This window comes from Streptomyces sp. PSU-S4-23 (genome assembly GCF_055632315.1).
Genome location: NZ_JBVMUU010000002.1, coordinates 8414357 through 8432916 on the forward strand (window position 1 = coordinate 8414357; position 18560 = coordinate 8432916).

An 18560-nucleotide genomic window follows, 5' to 3' on the forward strand; every position below is an offset into this window, starting at 1 on the left:
TGGGGATGGGGCATTGTGGTGCCGTGGCCCGGGCATGCGCGGCTCAGCGGGCGCGTTCGAGTTCGCCGAGCAGGGCCCGCCGGTCGATCTTGCCATTGGTGTTCAGCGGCAGTTGGTCCAGGACCGCGATCCGGCGGGGCAGCATGTACGGCGGCAGCCGGTCGCCCAGCGCCGCGTACAGCGCGTCGGATGTGCAGCCGGCGCCGCCGACCGCGGCCTGGAGCTCCGGTTCGCCGTCCGCGGCGGGCACCGCGACGACGATCGCGTCCCGCACCCCCGGCTGCCGCCGCAGCATGGCCTCGATCTCCCCGAGTTCGATCCGGTGCCCGCGTATCTTCACCTGGTGGTCGGTCCGTCCGAGGTGCACGAGGTGTCCGTCGCGCACGGCGACCCGGTCCCCGGTGCGGTACCAGTGCCGGTCGCCCGGCGGTTCGTCGCCGCCGGGCCCCCCGTCGGGCGCGCGGAAGCGCCCCGCGTTGTTCGCCGGGTCCAGGTAGCCCGGGAAGCGCAGCGGTCCGCGCACATACAGTTCGCCGCTGTCGGCGGGCCGGCCGCGCTCGTCGAGCAGCAGCAGGTCGAGGACCGGGTAGCCGGTGCCGATGGGAGCGGTCCCATTCGGGGTGTCGGGCCACTCGTCCGGATCGTCGGGGAACCGGTACGCCGTGCAGGAGATGGTGAGTTCGGTGGGTCCGTAGAGCACCTCGAGACGGCTGCCGGGTGCCGCGGCCCGCCATTCCCGGGCCGCGTCCAGGCTCAGCGGTTCACCGCCGAAGACGCTCCACCGCAGTGTGGGCATGCTGCCGGGCCGCAGGGTGCCGAGGCGGGAGGCGAAGGAGATCAGGGACGGCACCGAGAACCAGTGGGTGAGGCGCAGGGCGTTGACGGTCTTCACGGGGGACAGGAGCTGGCTGCGCTGGGGCACCACGAGGGTGCCCCCGCCCGACCACGCGACGAACAGGTCGTGCACGGAGCCGTCGAAGGTCAGCTCGAAGGACTGCGACAGCCGGCTGCCCGGTGCGACGCCGTAGCGCGGGGCGACCTGGCCGAGGTAGGCGCAGAGGTTGCGGTGCAGGATGGGCACGCCCTTGGGCATGCCGGTTGACCCGGATGTGAAGATGATGTACGCGATGTCGTCCGGACCGGCCTCGCCCCAGGAGGGATCGGGAGCGGGTCCGGCGGCCAGGGCGGCCAGTTCCCCGGGGCCCACCGTGAGGACGGGCACCCCCGGGTCGGCTCCCGCCCCGGCGGCGTCGGCCAGGACGACCTCCACCTCCGCGGTCTTGACGATGTCGGCCGTGCGGGCCTGCGGATGCTCGGGGTTGAGGGGAACGACGGCCGCGCCGGCCCGCAGCACGGCGAGGTAGCCGGCGTATGCGGTCACCGAGCGGTTCGCCAGCAGGCCCACGCGGCGCGGGGGGCCGCCCCCGGCCGCCGTGATCAGACGGGCGGCGAGCCGCTCCGCCAGGTCGCGCAGTGCGCTGTAGGTGAGCCGGTCCTCGCCCACCTCCAGTGCCACGGCGTCGTCGCCGTACGCGTCGGCGGAGCGGGCGAACCAGGCGTACGCGGTCTGCGGTTCGCTCATCGGGCGGCCGCCTCCAGGGAGCGTGTCCACCGGCGCAGCTCGCCCACCGTGCGCAGCCTGCCGATCTCCTCCGGGTCGACGTCCCGACTGGACCGCTTGGTCAGCTCGACCACGATCCGCAGCTTCGCCAGCGAGTCGATGCCGATGTCGGTGAGGCTGGAGGCGTCGTCGAAACCGGTGCGGGCGTGTTCGCGCAGCACCCACGACGCCAGGTCGCCCCCGTCGTCGCGCCGTTCGCCGGGCCAGTACCGCTTGGTCTGCCAGGGGTAGGCCGGCAGCGGCACGAAGCGGCCGGGGGCGCCGAACAGCGCTTCCCAGTCCACGTCCTCACCCCGGCGGTAGCGGTGGACGACGGCCGACAGCGGTCTGCCGTCCACCGCCGGTGACCCGGTGAGGGCCGCCGCCAGCTCCTCGTGGCTCGCCCCGACGACCGCCAGCCGGTGCGCGTGGTGCTGCCGGCGCGTGGCCGCGCTGAAGCAGATGTCGCGGACGCGGTACGCGGCTCCCGGGCCGTCGGGGGCGAGGTAGGCGGCGTACGACCGGGCGAGCGCCTCCAGTGCGCCGGGGCTGCGCGCGGAGAGCAGCAGAAGGTACGGGGTGCCGCTCGCGTCCTGCTCGACGGGCGTCCCGACCGGATCGGGACGGCGGATCACCACATGCGCGTTGAGGGCGGAGGAGCCCTGCCCGGAGACCCCGGCGACGGCCGGCCGGCCGTCGCCTCGCAGGTCGACGAGGGTGCCGGGCACGACCAGCGGCAGCTCGTCCCAGGCCACCTCGGGGTTCGGCGTGGCCAGGTGCAGACTGGCGGGCACCTGCCCGTGCTCCAGGCACAGTACGGCCTTGACGAGTCCTGCCATGCCGCCCGCGGCCTCCGCGTGGCCGATGTTCGTCTTGACCGAGCCGACGAGCAGGGGCCGGTCCGCCGGGCGTCCCGCGCCCAGGACCCGGCCCAGCGCGGTCAGTTCCAGAGGGTCGAGCGCGGGCGACCCGGAACCGTGCGCCTCGACGTAGTCGACGTCCGCGGGGTCGATCCCGGCGTCCTCGTACGCCCAGCGCAGCACCTCGATCTGGCCCTGCAGGGAGGGGTTGAGCACGGAGTCGCTCGTGCGGCCGTCGTTGCCGACGGCGCTGCCCTGGACGACGGCCCGGACGCGGTCCCCGTCGGCCAGCGCGTCCGCGAGGCGTTTGAGGACGACCACCGCCACCGCGTCGCCGGGGGCGTGGCCGTCGGCGCCGGCGTCCCCGAACCGGCTGCGCCCGTCCGCGGACATGCCGCCCGCCTGGCTCATCACCAGACCTTCGTCGGGGCGGAGTGTGAGGTTCACCCCGGCGGCCAGGGCGAGAGGGCTCTCCCGGGCCCGCAGGCTCTGCACGGCCTGGTGGACGGCGACCAGGGAGGACGAACACGCGGTGTCCACGACGACGCTGGGCCCGCGGAAGTCGAAGGCGTGGGAGATCCTGGCGGGCAGCAGCGAGCGGAAGTTGTTGAGCTGGGAGGCGGTGGCGGCGTCCGGGCCCCGGCGCAGCGCCAGTTCCAGGTAGTCGGCACGGGCGTTGCCCACGAAGACCCCGGTCCGGCTGCCCGCCAGCAGATCGGGCCGCTGCCCCGCGTCCTCCAGCGCCTCCCAGGCCGTCAGCAGCAGCAGCCGCTGCTGTGGGTCCAGTTCCACCGCCTCGGTGGCGGACATCCCGAAGAACTCGGCGTCGAAATCGGCGATCTTCTCCACATAACCCGCGCGGCGGCTGGCCATGCGGCCCGGACCGGGGACGGGGGAGTACAGGGCGTCCACGTCGTAACGTTCGGGAGGCGTCTCGCTGGTGGCGTCCACGCCGTCTCTGAGGAGGGCCCACAGCTCGTCGGTGCCCGATGCGCCGGGGAGCCGGCAGGCCATGCCGATCACCGCCACCGCCCGGGCGTCCACGTCCGACCTGTTCATGACGTCAACTCCTTCGATGCTTTGCCACTGTCCGTACGAGATGGCGCAGTTGACCTTGCCGCACGACCTGGTGAGGGGGGTTGCGGCAGCACGGCATTACTGAGGGCGCGCCTCGGCCGCCGCATGGCCTCCGCGGCGCCGCCGTACCGCCGGGCCCCGGTTCCCGGGCGGAAGGGGACGGTTCGCCGTGAGCCCGGACACCGTCGTGCCGGGTTCATCCGTCAGACGGACGAGTCTCCTGCCCCGGTCGGCGGGCCCTCGCCCGCGCAGCGGCACCAGGCGGTCGGGAGCAGCGTGGATCTTGGCGCGAAACCGCGTACGGCGCCCTGGCTGAAACGGCCCCACCGCTTCCGCCCGCGGCGGGAAGCCCGCAGCTCGAACCGTACTTGCCCCACCCCGCTGTGCCCTCTCTCGCAGATGCATCGCACAAACTCATTACGCTGGAGCCACATCGGTACGACGGGTCCCACCCACCCCCACCATCAGGTGCTCGAACCAACGTTCGATCATCGGACATGGTGCCAGGTTGAACGCGCCGACGTCGAAAACCAGCCCACCGGACGATTGTCGTACGCGAAATCGTTTCCGCTTGCTCGCCCCCCGAGGAATGGCGAGAAGTGATCGCCGCAGGTTGAAACGTGGAAATATTTGGACAGAATCCAGGATTGGCCCTCTGTGCGGGGTCGCCGGGCGCAACGGGGGTAGGGAAGCACGGGGCCAACTGCCATGGCCGCAAGGGGCGTTGGGGTTGGGACAAGTGATGCGGAAAATACCCGGAGGGGCGATCCACGGAGCCGAGGATTCTGATTTCATCGGGTTTCATGGATGCCCTCTCATCTGACCAAGCCCGGCTCGCGGGCGAGCAGCGGAAGCTGCGACTGCAAGTTCTCGGCCTCAATACCGTCGAGGCGGAGGCGACCTTCGACCGTGTCGCACGACTCGCGGCCGGCTTCACCCAGTCACCGTTGGCCATGGTCAACTTCATCAACGACGAGCGGCAGATGTTCCGCGGCATGTACGTGCCCACGGCCTCCCCCGACGACCAGGTGAACCCCGACGGCGGCGGTGTCCCCTTCGACCTGAGCAACCTGACCCGGGAGGCCCCCGGCGACTACGGCTTCTGTCCCCATGTGGTGGCCCAGGGATCCCAACTGGCCCTGGACGACGTCTTCGACTACCCGCGCTTCAAGGGGAACCCCCTCGTCAACGACCTCGGCGTGCGCTCCTACCTCGGTACGCCGCTGCGCGACAACACGGGCATGGTCCTGGGCACCGTGTGCGTCGCCGACTTCAAGCCCCGCGCCTGGGACCGCGCCCTGCGGCAGGGCATGCAGGAACTCTCCGAGACGCTGCTGTCCGACTTCAAGCTGCGCGACAGCCTGCTGGCCCAGCAGCAGGAGCTGTTCGCCGTCTTCGACGGCGCGCCCTTCCCCATCATGCTCACCGAGGGCCCCGACCACCTGCTGCGCTACGCCAACGGCAAGCAGGGAGCCGCCTTCGGCATGGTGCCGCAGTTCAGCCCGGGCCGCCTCGTGCTGCCGGGCCTGGAGTCCATGGGCGTCTTCAACGCGATGGACGACGCCTTCCACACCGGGCAGCCCATCACGCTGTCACGGGCGTCGGTCACCACGTACGACAGCCCCTCGCCGCAGGACTTCGCCTTCCTGTGCACACCGGTGCGGACGTCGCCCGGCGCGCCGATCAGCGGGGTGCTCACCGTGGCGATGAACACCAACGGCCAGCCTTACCCCGGCTCCGAGCAGCAGGCGTTCGCGGCCAACGTCCAGGAGCGGTTCGAGCGGCTGGGCGCGGGCGGACTGCCGGGCGGGATGCCGGGACGGCGGATGGACGGCGGCGGATACCCGCACTGACCCACGGGTGCCCGCCGCGTGGGTCCGGACCGTGCTCCCCCTGAGCGCTCCGTCAGCGGTCCGCCGCCACCGCAACCTCCTTGGCCCAGCGGTAGTCCGCCTTGCCGCTGGGTGAACGCCGGATGGTGTCCGCGACGACCAGCTGGCGGGGGATCTTGTAGCCCGCCAGACGCGCCCGGCAGTGGGTCTGGATGTCCTCCAGCGACGGCCGTGCCGCGCCCTCGCGCAGCTGTACCACGGCCGCCACATGGTGGCCCCACGTCGCGTCGGGCACCCCGGCGACCAGGGCGTCGTACACGTCCGGATGCGACTTGAGGGCCTGTTCGACCTCCTCCGGGTACACCTTCTCGCCGCCGGTGTTGATGCACTGCGAGCCGCGGCCCAGGACCGTGACGACGCCCTCCTCGTCGACCGTCGCCATGTCACCGAGCAGCACCCACCGCTCGCCGTTGCGCTGGAAGAACGTCCCGGCGGTCTTCCCCGGGTCGTTGTAGTAGCCGAGGGGCACGTGCCCGCGCTGGGCGACGCGTCCGGGCTCGCCCACCGCGACCGGCTCGTGGGTGACCGGATCCACCACCTGGGTACGGGAGTTGACGCGGATGCGGAAGCCCCTGTCCGGGCCCGAGTCGGCGGTCGCGGTGCCGTTGAAGCCCGACTCCGACGAGCCGAAGTTGTTCAGCAGCATGGTGTGGGGGACGAGCGCCTGGAACTGTGCGCGCACGGTCTCCGACATGATCGCCCCGGACGACGACACGCTGAACAGGGACGAGCAGTCCGTCCCCTTCATCGGCCCGTTCAGCGCGTCGATCAGCGGCCGGAGCATCGCGTCGCCCACCAGCGCCATGCTGGTGACCTTCTCCTTCTCGACGGTGCGCAGCACCGCCTCCGGGTCGAACTTGCGGTGGAGCACGACCCGCTGGCCGAAGTTGAAGCCGATGAACGCCGTGAGCGTGGAGGTGCCGTGCATCAGCGGGGGAGTGGGGAAGAACGTGATGCCCTCCCCTCCGGCCGCGACCCGCTCCGCCAGCTCCTCGGGCTTCTTGACCGGCTCCCCGGTCGGGGCGCCGCCGCCGAGCCCGGCGAAGAACAGGTCCTCCTGGCGCCACATGACGCCCTTCGGCATCCCGGTCGTGCCGCCCGTGTAGATGACGAACTGGTCGTCCGCCGAGCGGGCCGGGAATCCGCGCCCCGGCGACCCCGCGGCCTCGGCCTCGGCGAAGTCCACGGCGGGCAGCGCGGCGGCGTCCGGCGCGGGGGTCCGCACCCGCACCACGTGCCGCAGCTTCCCCGCCCGGGGCAGGACCGCGGCCACCCGGTCGGTGAACTCCGCGTCGAAGACCAGTGCCACCAGATCGGCGTCCCGGTAGAGGTAGGCCAGTTCTTCCTCGACGTACCGGTAGTTCACGTTGACGGGGACGATCCGGGCCTTCAGGCAGCCCAGCACCGTCTGCAGGTACTCGACCCCGTTGTAGAGGTGCAGCCCCAGGTGCTCGCCGGGCCGTATGCCGGCGTCGAGCAGATGATGTCCGATGCGGTTGGCGGCCTCGTCCAGCTCCGCGTAGGTGAGACGGCGCTCCGCGCCCGTGCCGGGGTGGTCGACGTACACGAGCGCCTCGCGGTCCGGCACCACGTCGACGACCGACTCGAACAGGTCGGCAAGGTTGTACTCCACCGCTCCTCCTGACCCCTGGCATCGCTCGGCGACGAAACGCGCATCCCTCGGATGCCGGTCATCAGAGCAAAGCCCGACGCAACTGTGAAGGGTTGCGGCGAAGAAATCTGACTGGCTGTCAGAAACCTCTTGTCCTGGCCCGGCCCCTCCTGCAACCTGTTCTCGTTCCGGAGACGGGAGGAAACGATGGGCGGGACCGAACACCTCACCGTGCAGCGGGAAGGCGCCACACTGGTACTCACACTCAACAGACCCGAGGCCAGGAACGCGCTCTCGCTGCCGATGCTGGTGGGGCTGTACGACGGCTGGACCGAGGCCGACGCGGACGACACGGTCCGCTCGATCGTCCTCACCGGAGCCGGCGGCTCCTTCTGCGCCGGAATGGACCTCAAGGCCCTGGCGGGCACGGGCATGGAGGGGCAGCAGTACCGCGAACGCCTCACGGCGGACCCGGACCTGCACTGGAAGGCGATGCTGCGCCACCACCGCCCGCGCAAACCGGTGATCGCGGCAGTCGAGGGCCCCTGCGTGGCGGGCGGCACCGAGATCCTCCAGGGCACCGACATCCGGGTCGCGGCCGAGTCCGCGACCTTCGGCCTCTTCGAGGTCCGGCGCGGACTGTTCCCGATCGGCGGCTCGACGGTCCGCCTCCAGCGGCAGATCCCGCGCACCCACGCCCTGGAGATGCTGCTCACGGGGCGCCCGTACTCGGCGCGCGAGGCCGCCGGCGTCGGACTCGTCGGCCATGTCGTGCCCGACGGCACCGCCCTCGCCAAGGCCCTGGAGATCGCCGGACAGATCAACGCCTGCGGGCCGCTGGCCGTCGAGGCCGTCAAGGCGTCCGTGTACGAGACCGCCGAGATGACGGAGAGCGACGGGCTCGCCGCCGAACTCAAGCGCGGCTGGCCGATCTTCGACACCGCGGACGCCAAGGAGGGCGCCCGTGCCTTCGCGGAGAAACGCCGGCCCGTCTACAAGCGCGCCTGACCCCGCGCGGGAGCAGTACGCGCGCCCGACCTCCGAAGGAGTCATCCGGGATGCCCGAAGTCCTCAAAGCCCCCCTCGTCGTCGAGTTCCCCTTCACCCGCTCCCTGGGCCCCGTGCAGCGCGCCTTCCTCACCGGCCTGCGGGAACGCGTCGTCCTCGGCGCACGCACCGGTGACGGCCGCACGCTCGTCCCGCCGGCCGAGTACGACCCCGTCACCGCCGCCGAGCTGCGCGACCTCGTCGAGGTCGCCCCCACCGGCACGGTCACCAGCTGGGCCTGGAACCACGAGCCGCGCCGCGGCCAACCCCTCGGCACCCCCTTCGCCTGGGTGCTGGTCCGCCTGGACGGCGCCGACACCGCCCTCCTGCACGCCCTGGACGTCCCCGGCCCCGATGCCGTCCGCACCGGCATGCGCGTCCGCATCCGATGGGCCGGGCGGCGCTCCGGCGCCATCACGGACATCGCCTGCTTCGAACCGTACGACGGCGCACCGGAGGAACCCGGAGAACCGGCCGGACCGGCCGTGCACAGCGGCGAGTTCGAGGACCCGGTGAACGGCATCGTGGCGTCCGCCCGCCTCGACTACACCTACACGCCGGGCCGCGCCCAGTCCGCGTACATCGACGCCCTCGCCGAGCGGCGCACCGTCGGCGAACGCTGCCCGTCCTGCCGCAAGGTGTACGTCCCGCCCCGGGGCGCCTGCCCCACCTGCGGCGTGGCCACGACGGAGCAGACCGAGGTGGGCCCGCGCGGCACGGTGACGACCTACTGCATCGTCAACATCAAGGCGAAGAACCTCGACATCGAGGTGCCCTACGTCTACGCGCACATCGCCCTCGACGGCGCCGACCTCGCCCTGCACGGCCGCATCGGCGGCATCCCCTACGACCAGGTGCGCATGGGCCTGCGCGTCGAGCCGGTGTGGACACCCGGCGCCCGCCACCCCGACCACTACCGGCCCACCGGCGAGCCGGACGCCGACTACGACACCTACAAGGAGCTGCTGTGACGCGCGAAGAAGCCCCGGGGCCCCGCGAGATCGCCGTCGTCGCCTTCGCGCAGACCGACCACCGCCGCACCAGCGACGAACTCTCCGAAGTCGAGATGCTCATGCCGGTCCTGCACGACGTCCTGGAGCGGACCGGCCTGAAGACCGGCGACATCGGATTCACCTGCTCCGGTTCCAGCGACTACCTCGCCGGCCGCGCCTTCTCCTTCACCCTCGCCCTCGACGGGGTGGGCGCCTGGCCGCCGATCTCCGAGTCGCACGTCGAGATGGACGGCGCGTGGGCGCTGTACGAGGCGTGGACGAAGCTGCTCACCGGCGACGCCGACACGGCGCTGGTGTACGCGTACGGCAAGTCGTCGCCCGGCTCCGTACGGGACGTCCTGAGCCGGCAGCTGGACCCCTACTACATGGCGCCGCTGTGGCCGGACTCCGTGGCGCTCGCCGCCCTCCAGGCGCAGGCGCTCATGGACGCGGGCGGGACCGACGAGCCGGCGCTGGCGGCCGTCGCCGCGCGCAGCCGCCGGGCCGCGACCGCCAACCCGCACGCGCAACTGAAGGGTTCCGTACCGCAGGGCGAGTACGTCGTCCGGCCGCTGCGCCGCGGCGACTGCCCCCCGGTCGGCGACGGGGCCGCCGCCGTGATCCTCGCGGCGGGGGAGCGGGCCCGTGAGCTGTGCGACCGGCCCGCCTGGATCCGCGGCATCGACCACCGCATCGAGCCGCACGGGCTCGGGGTGCGCGACCTGACGGACTCGCCGTCCGCGCGCCGGGCCGCCGAGAACGCCGGTGCCTTCGAACGGCCCGTCGACACGGCGGAGCTGCACGCGCCGTTCACCGCGCAGGAGGTGATCCTCCGCAGGGCGCTGCGACTCGGCGACAGCGTCGCGGTCAACCCCTCCGGGGGAGCCCTGGCCGCCAACCCGGTCATGGCCGCCGGACTGATCCGCATCGGTGAGGCCGCCGCCCGCATCCACCGCGGCGAGTCCGACCGCGCGCTCGCCCACGCCACATCCGGCCCGTGTCTGCAGCAGAACCTGGTCGCCGTCCTCGAAGGAGACCCGCGATGAGCAAGGAGCCCGTGGCCGTCACCGGGATCGGCCAGACCAAGCACGTGGCGGCACGCCGGGACGTGTCCATGGCGGGGCTGGTCCGGGAGGCCGCCGCGCGGGCCCTGGACGACGCCGAGCTGACGTGGGCCGACATCGACGCCGTGGTCATCGGCAAGGCCCCCGACTTCTTCGAGGGCGTCATGATGCCGGAGCTGTACCTCGCCGACGCGCTCGGTGCCGTCGGCAAACCCGTGCTCAGGGTGCACACGGCCGGTTCGGTCGGCGGCTCCACCGCGCTCGTCGCGGCCAATCTGGTGGCCGCCCGCGTCCACGGCACCGTGCTGACCCTCGCATACGAGAAACAGTCCGAGTCCAACGCCATGTGGGGCCTGTCGCTGCCGATCCCCTTCCAGCAGCCGCTGCTCGCCGGGGCCGGGGGCTTCTTCGCGCCGCACGTGCGCGCGTACATGCGGCGCAGCGGCGCTCCCGACACCGTCGGCTCCCTCGTCGCGTACAAGGACCGGCGCAACGCGCTGAAGAACCCCTACGCGCACCTCCACGAGCACGACATCACCCTGGAGAAGGTGCAGTCCTCCCCCATGCTGTGGGACCCGATCCGTTACTCGGAGACCTGCCCGTCCTCCGACGGCGCGTGCGCCATGGTGCTCACCGACCGGGCGGGGGCGGCCCGTTCGCCCCGGCCGCCCGCGTGGATGCTCGGCGGCGCGATGCGCAGCGAGCCGACCCTGTTCGCCGGCAAGGACTTCGTGTCGCCACAGGCCGGCAAGGACTGCGCCGCCGACGTCTACCGGCAGGCGGGGATCGCCGACCCGCGCCGGGACATCGACGCGGTGGAGATGTACGTGCCGTTCTCCTGGTACGAGCCCATGTGGCTGGAGAACCTCGGCTTCGCCGAGGAGGGCGAGGGCTGGAAGCTCACCGAGTCCGGTGTGACCGAACTCGACGGGGACCTTCCCGTCAACATGTCCGGCGGGGTGCTCTCCACGAACCCGATCGGCGCCTCCGGCATGATCCGCTTCGCCGAGGCCGCCCTGCAGGTGCGCGGTCAGGCCGGAGAACACCAGGTGGACGGGGCCCGGCGGGTACTCGGGCACGCCTATGGCGGAGGGGCGCAGTTCTTCTCGATGTGGCTGGTGGGCGACCGGCCGCCCGCCTCTTGAGGGCATCCCCCTCGCGTGACCTGTCGGCGGCGGAGCGCGATCGCTAGGCTGGCCGCGGACGACGAGTCGGGAGGAGCACGGACGTGGCCGAGAGCACCACCCAGTGGCAGCCGCTCGCGGGCTGGGACAAGCCGGAGCTGGATCTGAGCAACGCCGACTGGCGCTCCAGCAGCCGAGGGCTCGGAGATGTCCAGATCGCCTTCGTCGAAGGCTTCATCGCGATGCGCAACAGCGGCCGCCCCGAGGGCCCTTCCCTGATCTTCACGCCCGCGGAGTGGGGCGCGTTCGTGTCGGGGGCGCGGGAAGGGGAGTTCGATCTGACCTGAACCCTCGCCCGGCGGGCCGGTTCCCGCCTCCCCGGAATTTCCGGACACGCGGCGATGGAACGCGTCCCGGGGCCGCCGTCTGCGTCAGGCTGGCCCCGGAACCATCAGCGCAGCGTGACGGAGGCGAGGATTCCATGAGCACCCTGCCGGTCATCGCGGCCGTCGACGGATCGGACGACAGCCTGCGCGCCCTGGACTGGGCGCTGACGGCGGCACGGCTGCGCGAGGCCCCGCTGCGCGTGGTGCATGTGGAGCACCACGCGCCCTGGGCGCAACCCGACGGCCCCGTCGCCGGACCGCCTGACCCGGTGCTCGACCAGGTCCGGGAGCATCTGCGGGGCCGCAGCGGCCTGCCGGCCCTGGAGTACGCAGCCCCGCAGGGCGCCCCGGCCGCCCTCCTGCCGGAACTGGGCGCCACCGCCCAGCTCGTGGTGCTCGGCTCGCGCGGCCGCGGAGGCTTCACCGGCCTGCTGCTGGGCTCCATCGGCATGGCGACCGCACGCGACGCCGCCTGCCCGGTGGTCGTGGTGCCCCGCCCGGGACGGGAGGTGCCCGAGGGGCGGCCCGTCCCGCCGGGCCCGCGCGTCGTCGTCGGCCTGCACGTCGACGGCCCCACCGAGGCCGTTCTGGCCTTCGCCTTCGGGGAGGCGGCACGCCGCGATGCCCGGCTCCAGGTGATCACCGCATATCCCTGGCCGGTGCAGTCCTGGGCGGCACCGGGCCCGCTCGTCCCCGTACCCGTCGACCAGGACGCCCTGGAGGACGAGACACGGTCCCTCGCCGAGGGCTTCCTCGCCCCCCACCGCGAGAGGCACCCGGGTGTCCGAGCCGATCTCTCGCTCCTGCCGGGCGACGCGGCCGGACATCTCGTCGCGGCCTCCAAGGACGCGGAACTGGTCGCCGTGGGCCGCCACCGGCGGCGGTTCCTCGCCCCCGCCCGCATGATGGGCTCGGTGACCCAGGCCGTGCTGCTGCACGCGGCCAGCCCGGTCGCGGTGATCCCGCCGGCGGCCGGTCCCCGCGACACCGGCGGCTGACGGCACGGCCCGGCCGCCGCACGGGCCGGCCACAGGCCAGGCGTCGGGCGGCCACAGGCCAGGCGTCGGGCGGTCCCCGGCCCCGTCGCGGACGGCCCGGGGGCCGCCCGGCGGACGGTCCCCGGATCCCCCCGCGGACTGCTGCCACGCGGGCGGGCCCAGGGCCCCGCGGTACGCCGCGGCACGTACCATTGCCGCATGTCCTTCCTCCGCCGCCGCAGCGCCACCCCCGCCGGGCCCGACTTCGACGTACTGGCCATGGACCCGGGGGACTGGCCGGGCAATCTCGGTGCCGGTCTGCTGCCCGCCGCCGACGGCAGCTGCCAGGGCGTCTTCCTGCGCTACGACCTGTTCGGCGGCCGCGGCCCCGCGATGATCATCGGCAATCTGCCGGAGGGCTCCCCGGCCCGTGACGTCGCCGAGGGCGAGATCCCCTTCGAGGTGGCCCAGCTCCTCCTCGCGCTGGAGAACGACGAGGAGGTCGCCGTCGTCGGGTCCGAGGACATCCCGGTGATGCAGGGCGACAACCTCCTGATCGTGCGCCGCCTCAAGCTCTCAGAGGGCCGCATCTCCTGCGTCCAGTTCGATCGCAGCGACAACGTCCTGGTGACCATCGCCGCCTGGGACCGCCCGATCACCGACGACCTGTACGCGCTGCTCAAGCCGCTGCCCGCGGAGCTGTTCCAGCAGGGCTGACGCGGCCGGGGGCCGGGACCCTCCCCTCGGTCCCGGCCCCCCGCGGCGTTCTACGAGGCCGACGGCACCATTTGCACGTCCGCCGCCCGCACGAACGCCACCCGGTGGCCGAACTGGATCTCGTAGTACAGGTCCTTGCCCACCACGACCTTGTGCGAGTCCGTGGTGAAGGTGACCGCGTAGTAGTACTCGCCGGGCACCGCGCCGCCGACGGCGTACTCCTGGCCCGCCGGGAGCCTGTACGGCAGCGGTGACACCGACTGCGCGGGCACTCCCTGCGGGTACGCCTCCTTCTCCGGGTACGCGCGGCCGTACACCGGCACGTCCGTGAGGCCGGCCCTGGGCGTCACCACGGGCCCGGAGGCGTTCACCGCGGTCGGCTGCCCCTCCGGGTTCCTGAACCACGCCTTCTGCCCCAGGTACCAGATCGCCGTCCAGTCCCCGTCCCGTCCGGCGACCGCGTACCGCTGGCCGGTGGACACGCGCGAGCCCACGTCGTTCACATCGATCGTCGAGTCGCCCCCGCCCGGACGCAGACCGATGTCCTTGATCAGCGGGGAGGACTCGCTCGGCGCGCTGTACAGGCGCACCTCGCCCGAGCCGTGCGCCGCACAGGGCTCGCCCGCGGCCGTGCAGCCCGTGTACTCCGGCTGGTTCGCGGAGTAGTCCGGCAGGATCGTCACCAGGCCGCCCCGGGCACCGGCCGTGGCCCGGAACGGGTGGCCGAGCAGCTCGAAGTAGTGCCGCCAGTCCCAATACGGGCCCGGGTCCGTGTGCATGCCCGGGACCGACGAGGAGACCGGGCCCGGGACGTTCTCGTGGCCCAGGATGTGCTGGCGGTCCAGCGGAATGCCGTACTTCGCCGCGAGGTACGCCACCAGCCGCGCCGACGAGCGGTACATCGCCTCCGTGTACCAGGCGTCCGGCGAGGTGAGGAAGCCCTCGTGCTCCAGGCCGATCGACGTGGCGTTGATGTACCAGTTGCCCGCGTGCCAGGCCACGTCCTTGGCCTTCACATGCTGGGCGATGTGCCCGTCCGTGGAGCGCAGGGTGTAGTTCCAGGACACATAGGTGGGGTCCTGGACCAGGTTGAGGACGCCGTCCCACTGGCCCTCGGTGTCATGGATGACGATGTACTTGATGCCCTGCGACGCGGGACGGTCCCCCAGGTCGTGGTTGCCGTAGTCGCCCTCACCGAACTCCTCGTAGGGTGCGGGGATCCACTCGCAGGACACGCTGCGCGGGCACTCGGTGCCGTCGGAGCGGGTCGCGCGCAACCCGGCCCGCCGCAGCTGCGCCGGGGCGGGCGCGAGGTCCCGGTCCGCGGCCAGTGTCACCCGCTGCCCGGTGTCCGTGGTGCGCCGCTCGCCCTGGCGCATGACCGTGAAGACGTCGTCGGCGTACGCGGCCGCCGTCCCGCTGTCGTCCGCGCGGGAGAACTCCGCGACCGCCCCGTACCAGTCGGCCGGGTCACCGCTCAGCGGCCGGCCGAGATGCCGTTGCGCGGCGGCGAGCAGGGCGGCACCGCCCGCGATGTTGTCGGCCGGATCGGCGCGCAGCCGCTCGGCCGGGATGCCGGTCAGTGCCGCGGCTTCGGGCAGCGTCCTCAGCCGGGCCGGCAGCTCGGCGGCCGCGGGCACCTTCGGGGCCGGCAGCAGCGGGGGGCGGGCCTGGTCGCCGCGAGCGTCCTCGGGAGGGCCGTCGGGGTGGGCCGCCCCGGTGAGGGCGGTGCGGGCATCCGTGAGGTGCATCGGGCCGTAACCGCCCGAGACGCTCGGGGCGCCCTCGTGCGCGTCCCAGCGGGACTGCAGATAGGAGACGCCGAGCAGCACGCTCTGCGGCACGTGGTACCGGGCGGCCGCGGCCGCGAACGCGCTCTGCAGGGCCGTCGAGGGGTCCTGGGCGGGGGCCGGGGCGGCGCCGAGCAGGGGCAGCAACAGCGCGGCCGAGGCGACGGCCCCCGCGGCTGTGGCGAGGCGTCTGCGCCCGGCGGGGGCGTGGGGGTCGGTGGCGGATCCTCGCAATGCAGCCTCCTGGGGCGGTCGCGCGATCTGGGGCGCGCGGGGCCGGACGTGCGTCAGTGGTACCGGCTCGCCGACGATCCGTCAATCATGCCCAGGAGTGGGTCATTTCCCATGTCAGCAGCGGTTGCGAGGAGTTTCCGCGCGGCGGTGAGGCGGCCTGCGGGGCATCAGTGGTGTCGACCAATGGCGGGGACGGGGGCGTCCCCGCGGGGCGGTGGAGCCTCCCGGCACGCAGAAGGCCCGCGGCGCCCCGCTGTCGCGAGCGCACCGCGGGCCGCCGCCCCCTTCACCGTGTGCCGACCGCCGCCCGAACGGCCCGCCGGGCCAGCTGGCAGTCGTCGTGCAGCCGCCTCAGCAGCAGGCGCTGCTCCTCGCCGGACGGCGCGGCACCGGGGTGGGCCGCTCCCGGTGCCGTCGGGGCCGGGTCCTGCAGGGAACGCTGCACGGCCGTCTCGTAGGCACGGATCTCGCGGGTGAGGACCAGCATCAGGTTCACCAGGAAGGCGTCGCGCGAGGCCGGCCCCGCCGACTGAGCGATCTGGCTGATCTGACGCCGGGCCGCGGGCGCGTCGCCGAGGACCGCCCACAGAGTGGCCAGGTCGTACCCGGGCAGGTACCAGCCCGCGTGCTCCCAGTCCACCAGGACCGGACCCGCCGGTGAGAGCAGGATGTTCGACAACAGGGCGTCACCGTGGCAGAACTGGCCCATGCCCTGGCGGCCCGCCGCCTGCGCGATGCCGTGCAACAGCTTCTGCAGATCGCCCATGTCCCTGTCCGTGAGCAGCCCCAACTCGTGGAAGCGCGCGATCCGCTCCGCGTAGTCCAGCGGTGCGTCGAACGTCCCCGCCGGGGGGCGCCACGCGTTCAGCCGGCAGACCGCGCCCAGCGCCGCCCGGATGTCCGCGCGCGGTGGTGCCTCCACCGGATGCCGCTGCAGCGCCGCCACCCGACCCGGCATCCGCTCGATCACCAGCGTGCCGTTGTCCGGGTCCGCGGCGATCAGCCGGGGCACCCGCACCGGCGGCCGGTGCCGGACGAACGACCGGTAGGCCGCTATTTCGTGACGGACGCGCTCGGACCAGACGGGGGAGCGGTCCAGTAAGCACTTGGCGACGGCCGTGCTGCGACCCGTCGTGCCGACGAGGATCACGGATCGGCCGCTACGGCGCAGCACCTGCACCGGCGTGAACTCCGGGCAGATGCGGTGCACCGAAGCGATCGCCGTGCGCAGCTGTGCGCCCTGTGCGCCGGACAAGTCGATTCTCCCGCTGAGCGGTTGGGCCGTACCGATCCCCGGAACGCGCCGGTTCCTGCCGGCGTCCAGCACGCCGGACGGTGGTCGCGCAGGGTCGAGACAGGGGCCGCCGGCACCCGGGCGGGGGCGCAGCGGCCGAGGCGGGGCGGACACGGAGGACGATGCTGTGTACATGGGTGAGACAGATCCCTTCGTGTGCCTGCGAATTCCGCGCCGCCCGTCCCGGCCGCCGCCGGTGCACCCTGGGGAATGCGCGTGGGGGCGGCCGGGTCGGGGTGGCGCGTTCCTACCCGACACCCGATGCCCGGTGGCACACCATCTGGCGCACCCTGGCGAACCCTGGCGAATAGTCCCGGAGCAACTGACGGAGGGTTACTGTCAACTCAGCCGAGAACCTGGGGGCTTGATGTGAGCGGACAACCCAACACCCGCCTGGCGGACCTGTTCGGCCTGGCCGGCTGGTCGAAGGGCGAACTCGCGAGGATGGTCAACCGGCAGGCGGCGGCCATGGGCCACCCCCAGCTGGCGACCGACACCTCGCGGGTGCGGCGTTGGATCGACATGGGAGAGATCCCGCGCGATCCGGTGCCGCGGGTGCTGGCGGCGCTGTTCACCGAGCGACTCGGCCGTGTCGTGACCATCGAGGACCTCGGTCTGGTCCGGCACGGGCGCGCGGGGAGACGGCGTGACGAGGGGAATGCGGAGCACCCCGACGGAGTGCCGTGGGCGCCCGAGCGGACAGCTGCGGTCCTCACCGAATTCACGGGAATGGACCTCATGCTCAACCGACGCGGCTTGGTGGGCGCGGGCGCCGCGCTCGCCGCAGGATCCGCACTCAGCAGCGCCATGCACGACTGGCTGCACACCGATCCGGCCCTCGTGGCCGACGCCCCCCGCCTCGACGATCCCCTGCACGCCGACCTCGCCGGGTTCGACCGCTATGAGGCCGCCCCCATCGGGTCGCAGGAGATCGAGGAACTGGAGCGCTCGGTCGAGGTGTTCCGGGCCTGGGACGCGGCCCGCGGCGGCGGGCTGCAGCGCAAGGCTGTCGTGGGACAGCTCAACGAAGTGGGAGGAATGCTCGCCTACCGGCACCCCGACCATCTGCAGCGGCGGCTGTGGGGTGTCGCCGCCAACCTCGCCGTCCTCGCCGGCTGGATGTCGCACGACGTCGGCCTGGAACCCACGGCGCAGAAGTACTTCGTCATCGCCGCCCACGCGGCCCGGGAGGGCGGGGACCGGCCCCGCGCCGGGGAGGCGCTGTCGCGCGCGGCCCGTCAGATGGTCCACCTCGGCCGGCCCGACGACGCGCTCGACCTGATGCAGCTCGCCAAGTCCGGTTCCGGCGAACAGGTCCTGCCGCGGACCCAGGCCATGCTCTGCACCATCGAGGCGTGGGCGCAGGCGTCGATGGGCAAGGGACAGGCCATGCGGCGCACCCTCGGCGAGGCGGAGGACCTGTTCGTCTCCGACAAGTCGGACGTGCCGCCGCCGAGTTGGATGCAGATGTTCGACGAAGCGGATCTGCACGGCATGCAGGCCCTGGCCTACCGGACCCTCGCCGAGCACGAGCCGAGCGCGGCGGTCATCGCGCAGCTGCACGCCAAGGAGGCGCTGGAGCTGCGGGGCACGGGCCGGGACCGGTCGAAGATCTTCGACCACATCTCCCTCGCGTCCGCGTGCTTCATCGCCGACGACCCGGAACAGGCCGACCGGTACGCGCGTCTGGCCCTGACGTCGATGGGGGCGAACTCCTCCCACCGCACCTGGGACCGGCTGCGTGAGATGTACCGGCTCACCGCGCAGTACTCGGGCTTCCCGAAGATCCAGGATCTGCGCGAGGAGATCAAACTGGCGCTTCCCAAGGGCCCGTCGAGGCCCAGGGGCGGCGGCAACACCGCGCAGACCTGAGGAGGATCCGCGCGGACGTCCC

At 72.8% G+C, this 18560-nt stretch carries 14 protein-coding genes; 9 read left to right on the top strand and 5 right to left on the bottom strand.

Annotated features, from left to right (window positions below; all coding sequences use genetic code 11):
- Positions 1–43: 43 nt before the first annotated feature.
- Together ACZ79I_RS38025 and ACZ79I_RS38030 are read right to left on the bottom strand one after the other, a co-directional pair.
- On the bottom strand, positions 44–1582 hold the full coding sequence (locus ACZ79I_RS38025) for an amino acid adenylation domain-containing protein (RefSeq protein WP_471504108.1): 1539 nt from the start codon (positions 1580–1582) through the stop codon (positions 44–46).
- On the bottom strand, positions 1579–3519 hold the full coding sequence (locus ACZ79I_RS38030) for a beta-ketoacyl synthase N-terminal-like domain-containing protein (RefSeq protein WP_471504110.1): 1941 nt from the start codon (positions 3517–3519) through the stop codon (positions 1579–1581). Before ACZ79I_RS38030 ends, ACZ79I_RS38025 begins: the two co-directional genes overlap by 4 nt.
- Before the next feature lie 821 nt (positions 3520–4340).
- On the opposite strand from ACZ79I_RS38030, the gene ACZ79I_RS38035 reads away from it, so the two are divergent.
- A complete protein-coding gene (locus tag ACZ79I_RS38035) occupies positions 4341–5390 on the top strand; it encodes a GAF domain-containing protein (RefSeq protein ID WP_471504112.1) in 1050 nt (349 codons plus the stop codon).
- A gap of 52 nt (positions 5391–5442) precedes the next feature.
- On the opposite strand, the gene ACZ79I_RS38040 is transcribed toward ACZ79I_RS38035, so the two are convergent.
- Positions 5443–7062, bottom strand: coding sequence for an acyl-CoA synthetase (locus ACZ79I_RS38040; RefSeq protein ID WP_471504114.1), 1620 nt, complete (start codon positions 7060–7062; stop codon positions 5443–5445).
- Positions 7063–7248: 186 nt separating this feature from the next.
- Between ACZ79I_RS38040 and ACZ79I_RS38045 the strand changes: the two genes are divergently transcribed.
- The 7 genes from ACZ79I_RS38045 (at position 7249) to ACZ79I_RS38075 (ending at position 13348) form a co-directional block, all read left to right on the top strand.
- Positions 7249–8049, top strand: coding sequence for a crotonase/enoyl-CoA hydratase family protein (locus ACZ79I_RS38045; RefSeq protein ID WP_471504117.1), 801 nt, complete (start codon positions 7249–7251; stop codon positions 8047–8049).
- Positions 8050–8099: 50 nt separating this feature from the next.
- Complete coding sequence (locus ACZ79I_RS38050; protein WP_471504119.1) at positions 8100–9059, top strand: Zn-ribbon domain-containing OB-fold protein; 960 nt, start codon at positions 8100–8102, stop codon at positions 9057–9059.
- Entirely contained in the window at positions 9056–10126 is a 1071-nt protein-coding gene (locus ACZ79I_RS38055) for a thiolase domain-containing protein (RefSeq protein WP_471504121.1), read from the top strand. The genes ACZ79I_RS38050 and ACZ79I_RS38055 overlap by 4 nt, the downstream gene beginning before the upstream one ends.
- On the top strand, positions 10123–11289 hold the full coding sequence (locus tag ACZ79I_RS38060) for a thiolase domain-containing protein (protein ID WP_471504124.1): 1167 nt from the start codon (positions 10123–10125) through the stop codon (positions 11287–11289). The genes ACZ79I_RS38055 and ACZ79I_RS38060 overlap by 4 nt, the downstream gene beginning before the upstream one ends.
- A gap of 83 nt (positions 11290–11372) precedes the next feature.
- A complete protein-coding gene (locus tag ACZ79I_RS38065; RefSeq protein WP_471504126.1) occupies positions 11373–11615 on the top strand; it encodes a DUF397 domain-containing protein in 243 nt (80 codons plus the stop codon).
- A 134-nt stretch (positions 11616–11749) separates the two neighbouring features.
- Positions 11750–12652, top strand: coding sequence for a universal stress protein (locus ACZ79I_RS38070; RefSeq protein ID WP_471504129.1), 903 nt, complete (start codon positions 11750–11752; stop codon positions 12650–12652).
- Positions 12653–12850: 198 nt separating this feature from the next.
- The gene (locus ACZ79I_RS38075; RefSeq protein WP_471504131.1) at positions 12851–13348 is read left to right on the top strand and encodes a hypothetical protein; all 498 of its coding nucleotides are present in this window, start codon (positions 12851–12853) and stop codon (positions 13346–13348) included.
- Positions 13349–13398: 50 nt separating this feature from the next.
- On the opposite strand, the gene ACZ79I_RS38080 is transcribed toward ACZ79I_RS38075, so the two are convergent.
- Both ACZ79I_RS38080 and ACZ79I_RS38085 read right to left on the bottom strand, forming a co-directional pair.
- Positions 13399–15372, bottom strand: coding sequence for an N-acetylmuramoyl-L-alanine amidase (locus ACZ79I_RS38080; protein WP_471504133.1), 1974 nt, complete (start codon positions 15370–15372; stop codon positions 13399–13401).
- A gap of 286 nt (positions 15373–15658) precedes the next feature.
- The gene (locus tag ACZ79I_RS38085) at positions 15659–16801 is read right to left on the bottom strand and encodes an aminoglycoside phosphotransferase family protein (protein ID WP_471504135.1); all 1143 of its coding nucleotides are present in this window, start codon (positions 16799–16801) and stop codon (positions 15659–15661) included.
- Positions 16802–17035: 234 nt separating this feature from the next.
- Between ACZ79I_RS38085 and ACZ79I_RS38090 the strand changes: the two genes are divergently transcribed.
- Complete coding sequence (locus ACZ79I_RS38090; RefSeq protein WP_471504137.1) at positions 17036–18538, top strand: DNA-binding protein NsdB; 1503 nt, start codon at positions 17036–17038, stop codon at positions 18536–18538.
- Positions 18539–18560 lie beyond the last annotated feature (22 nt).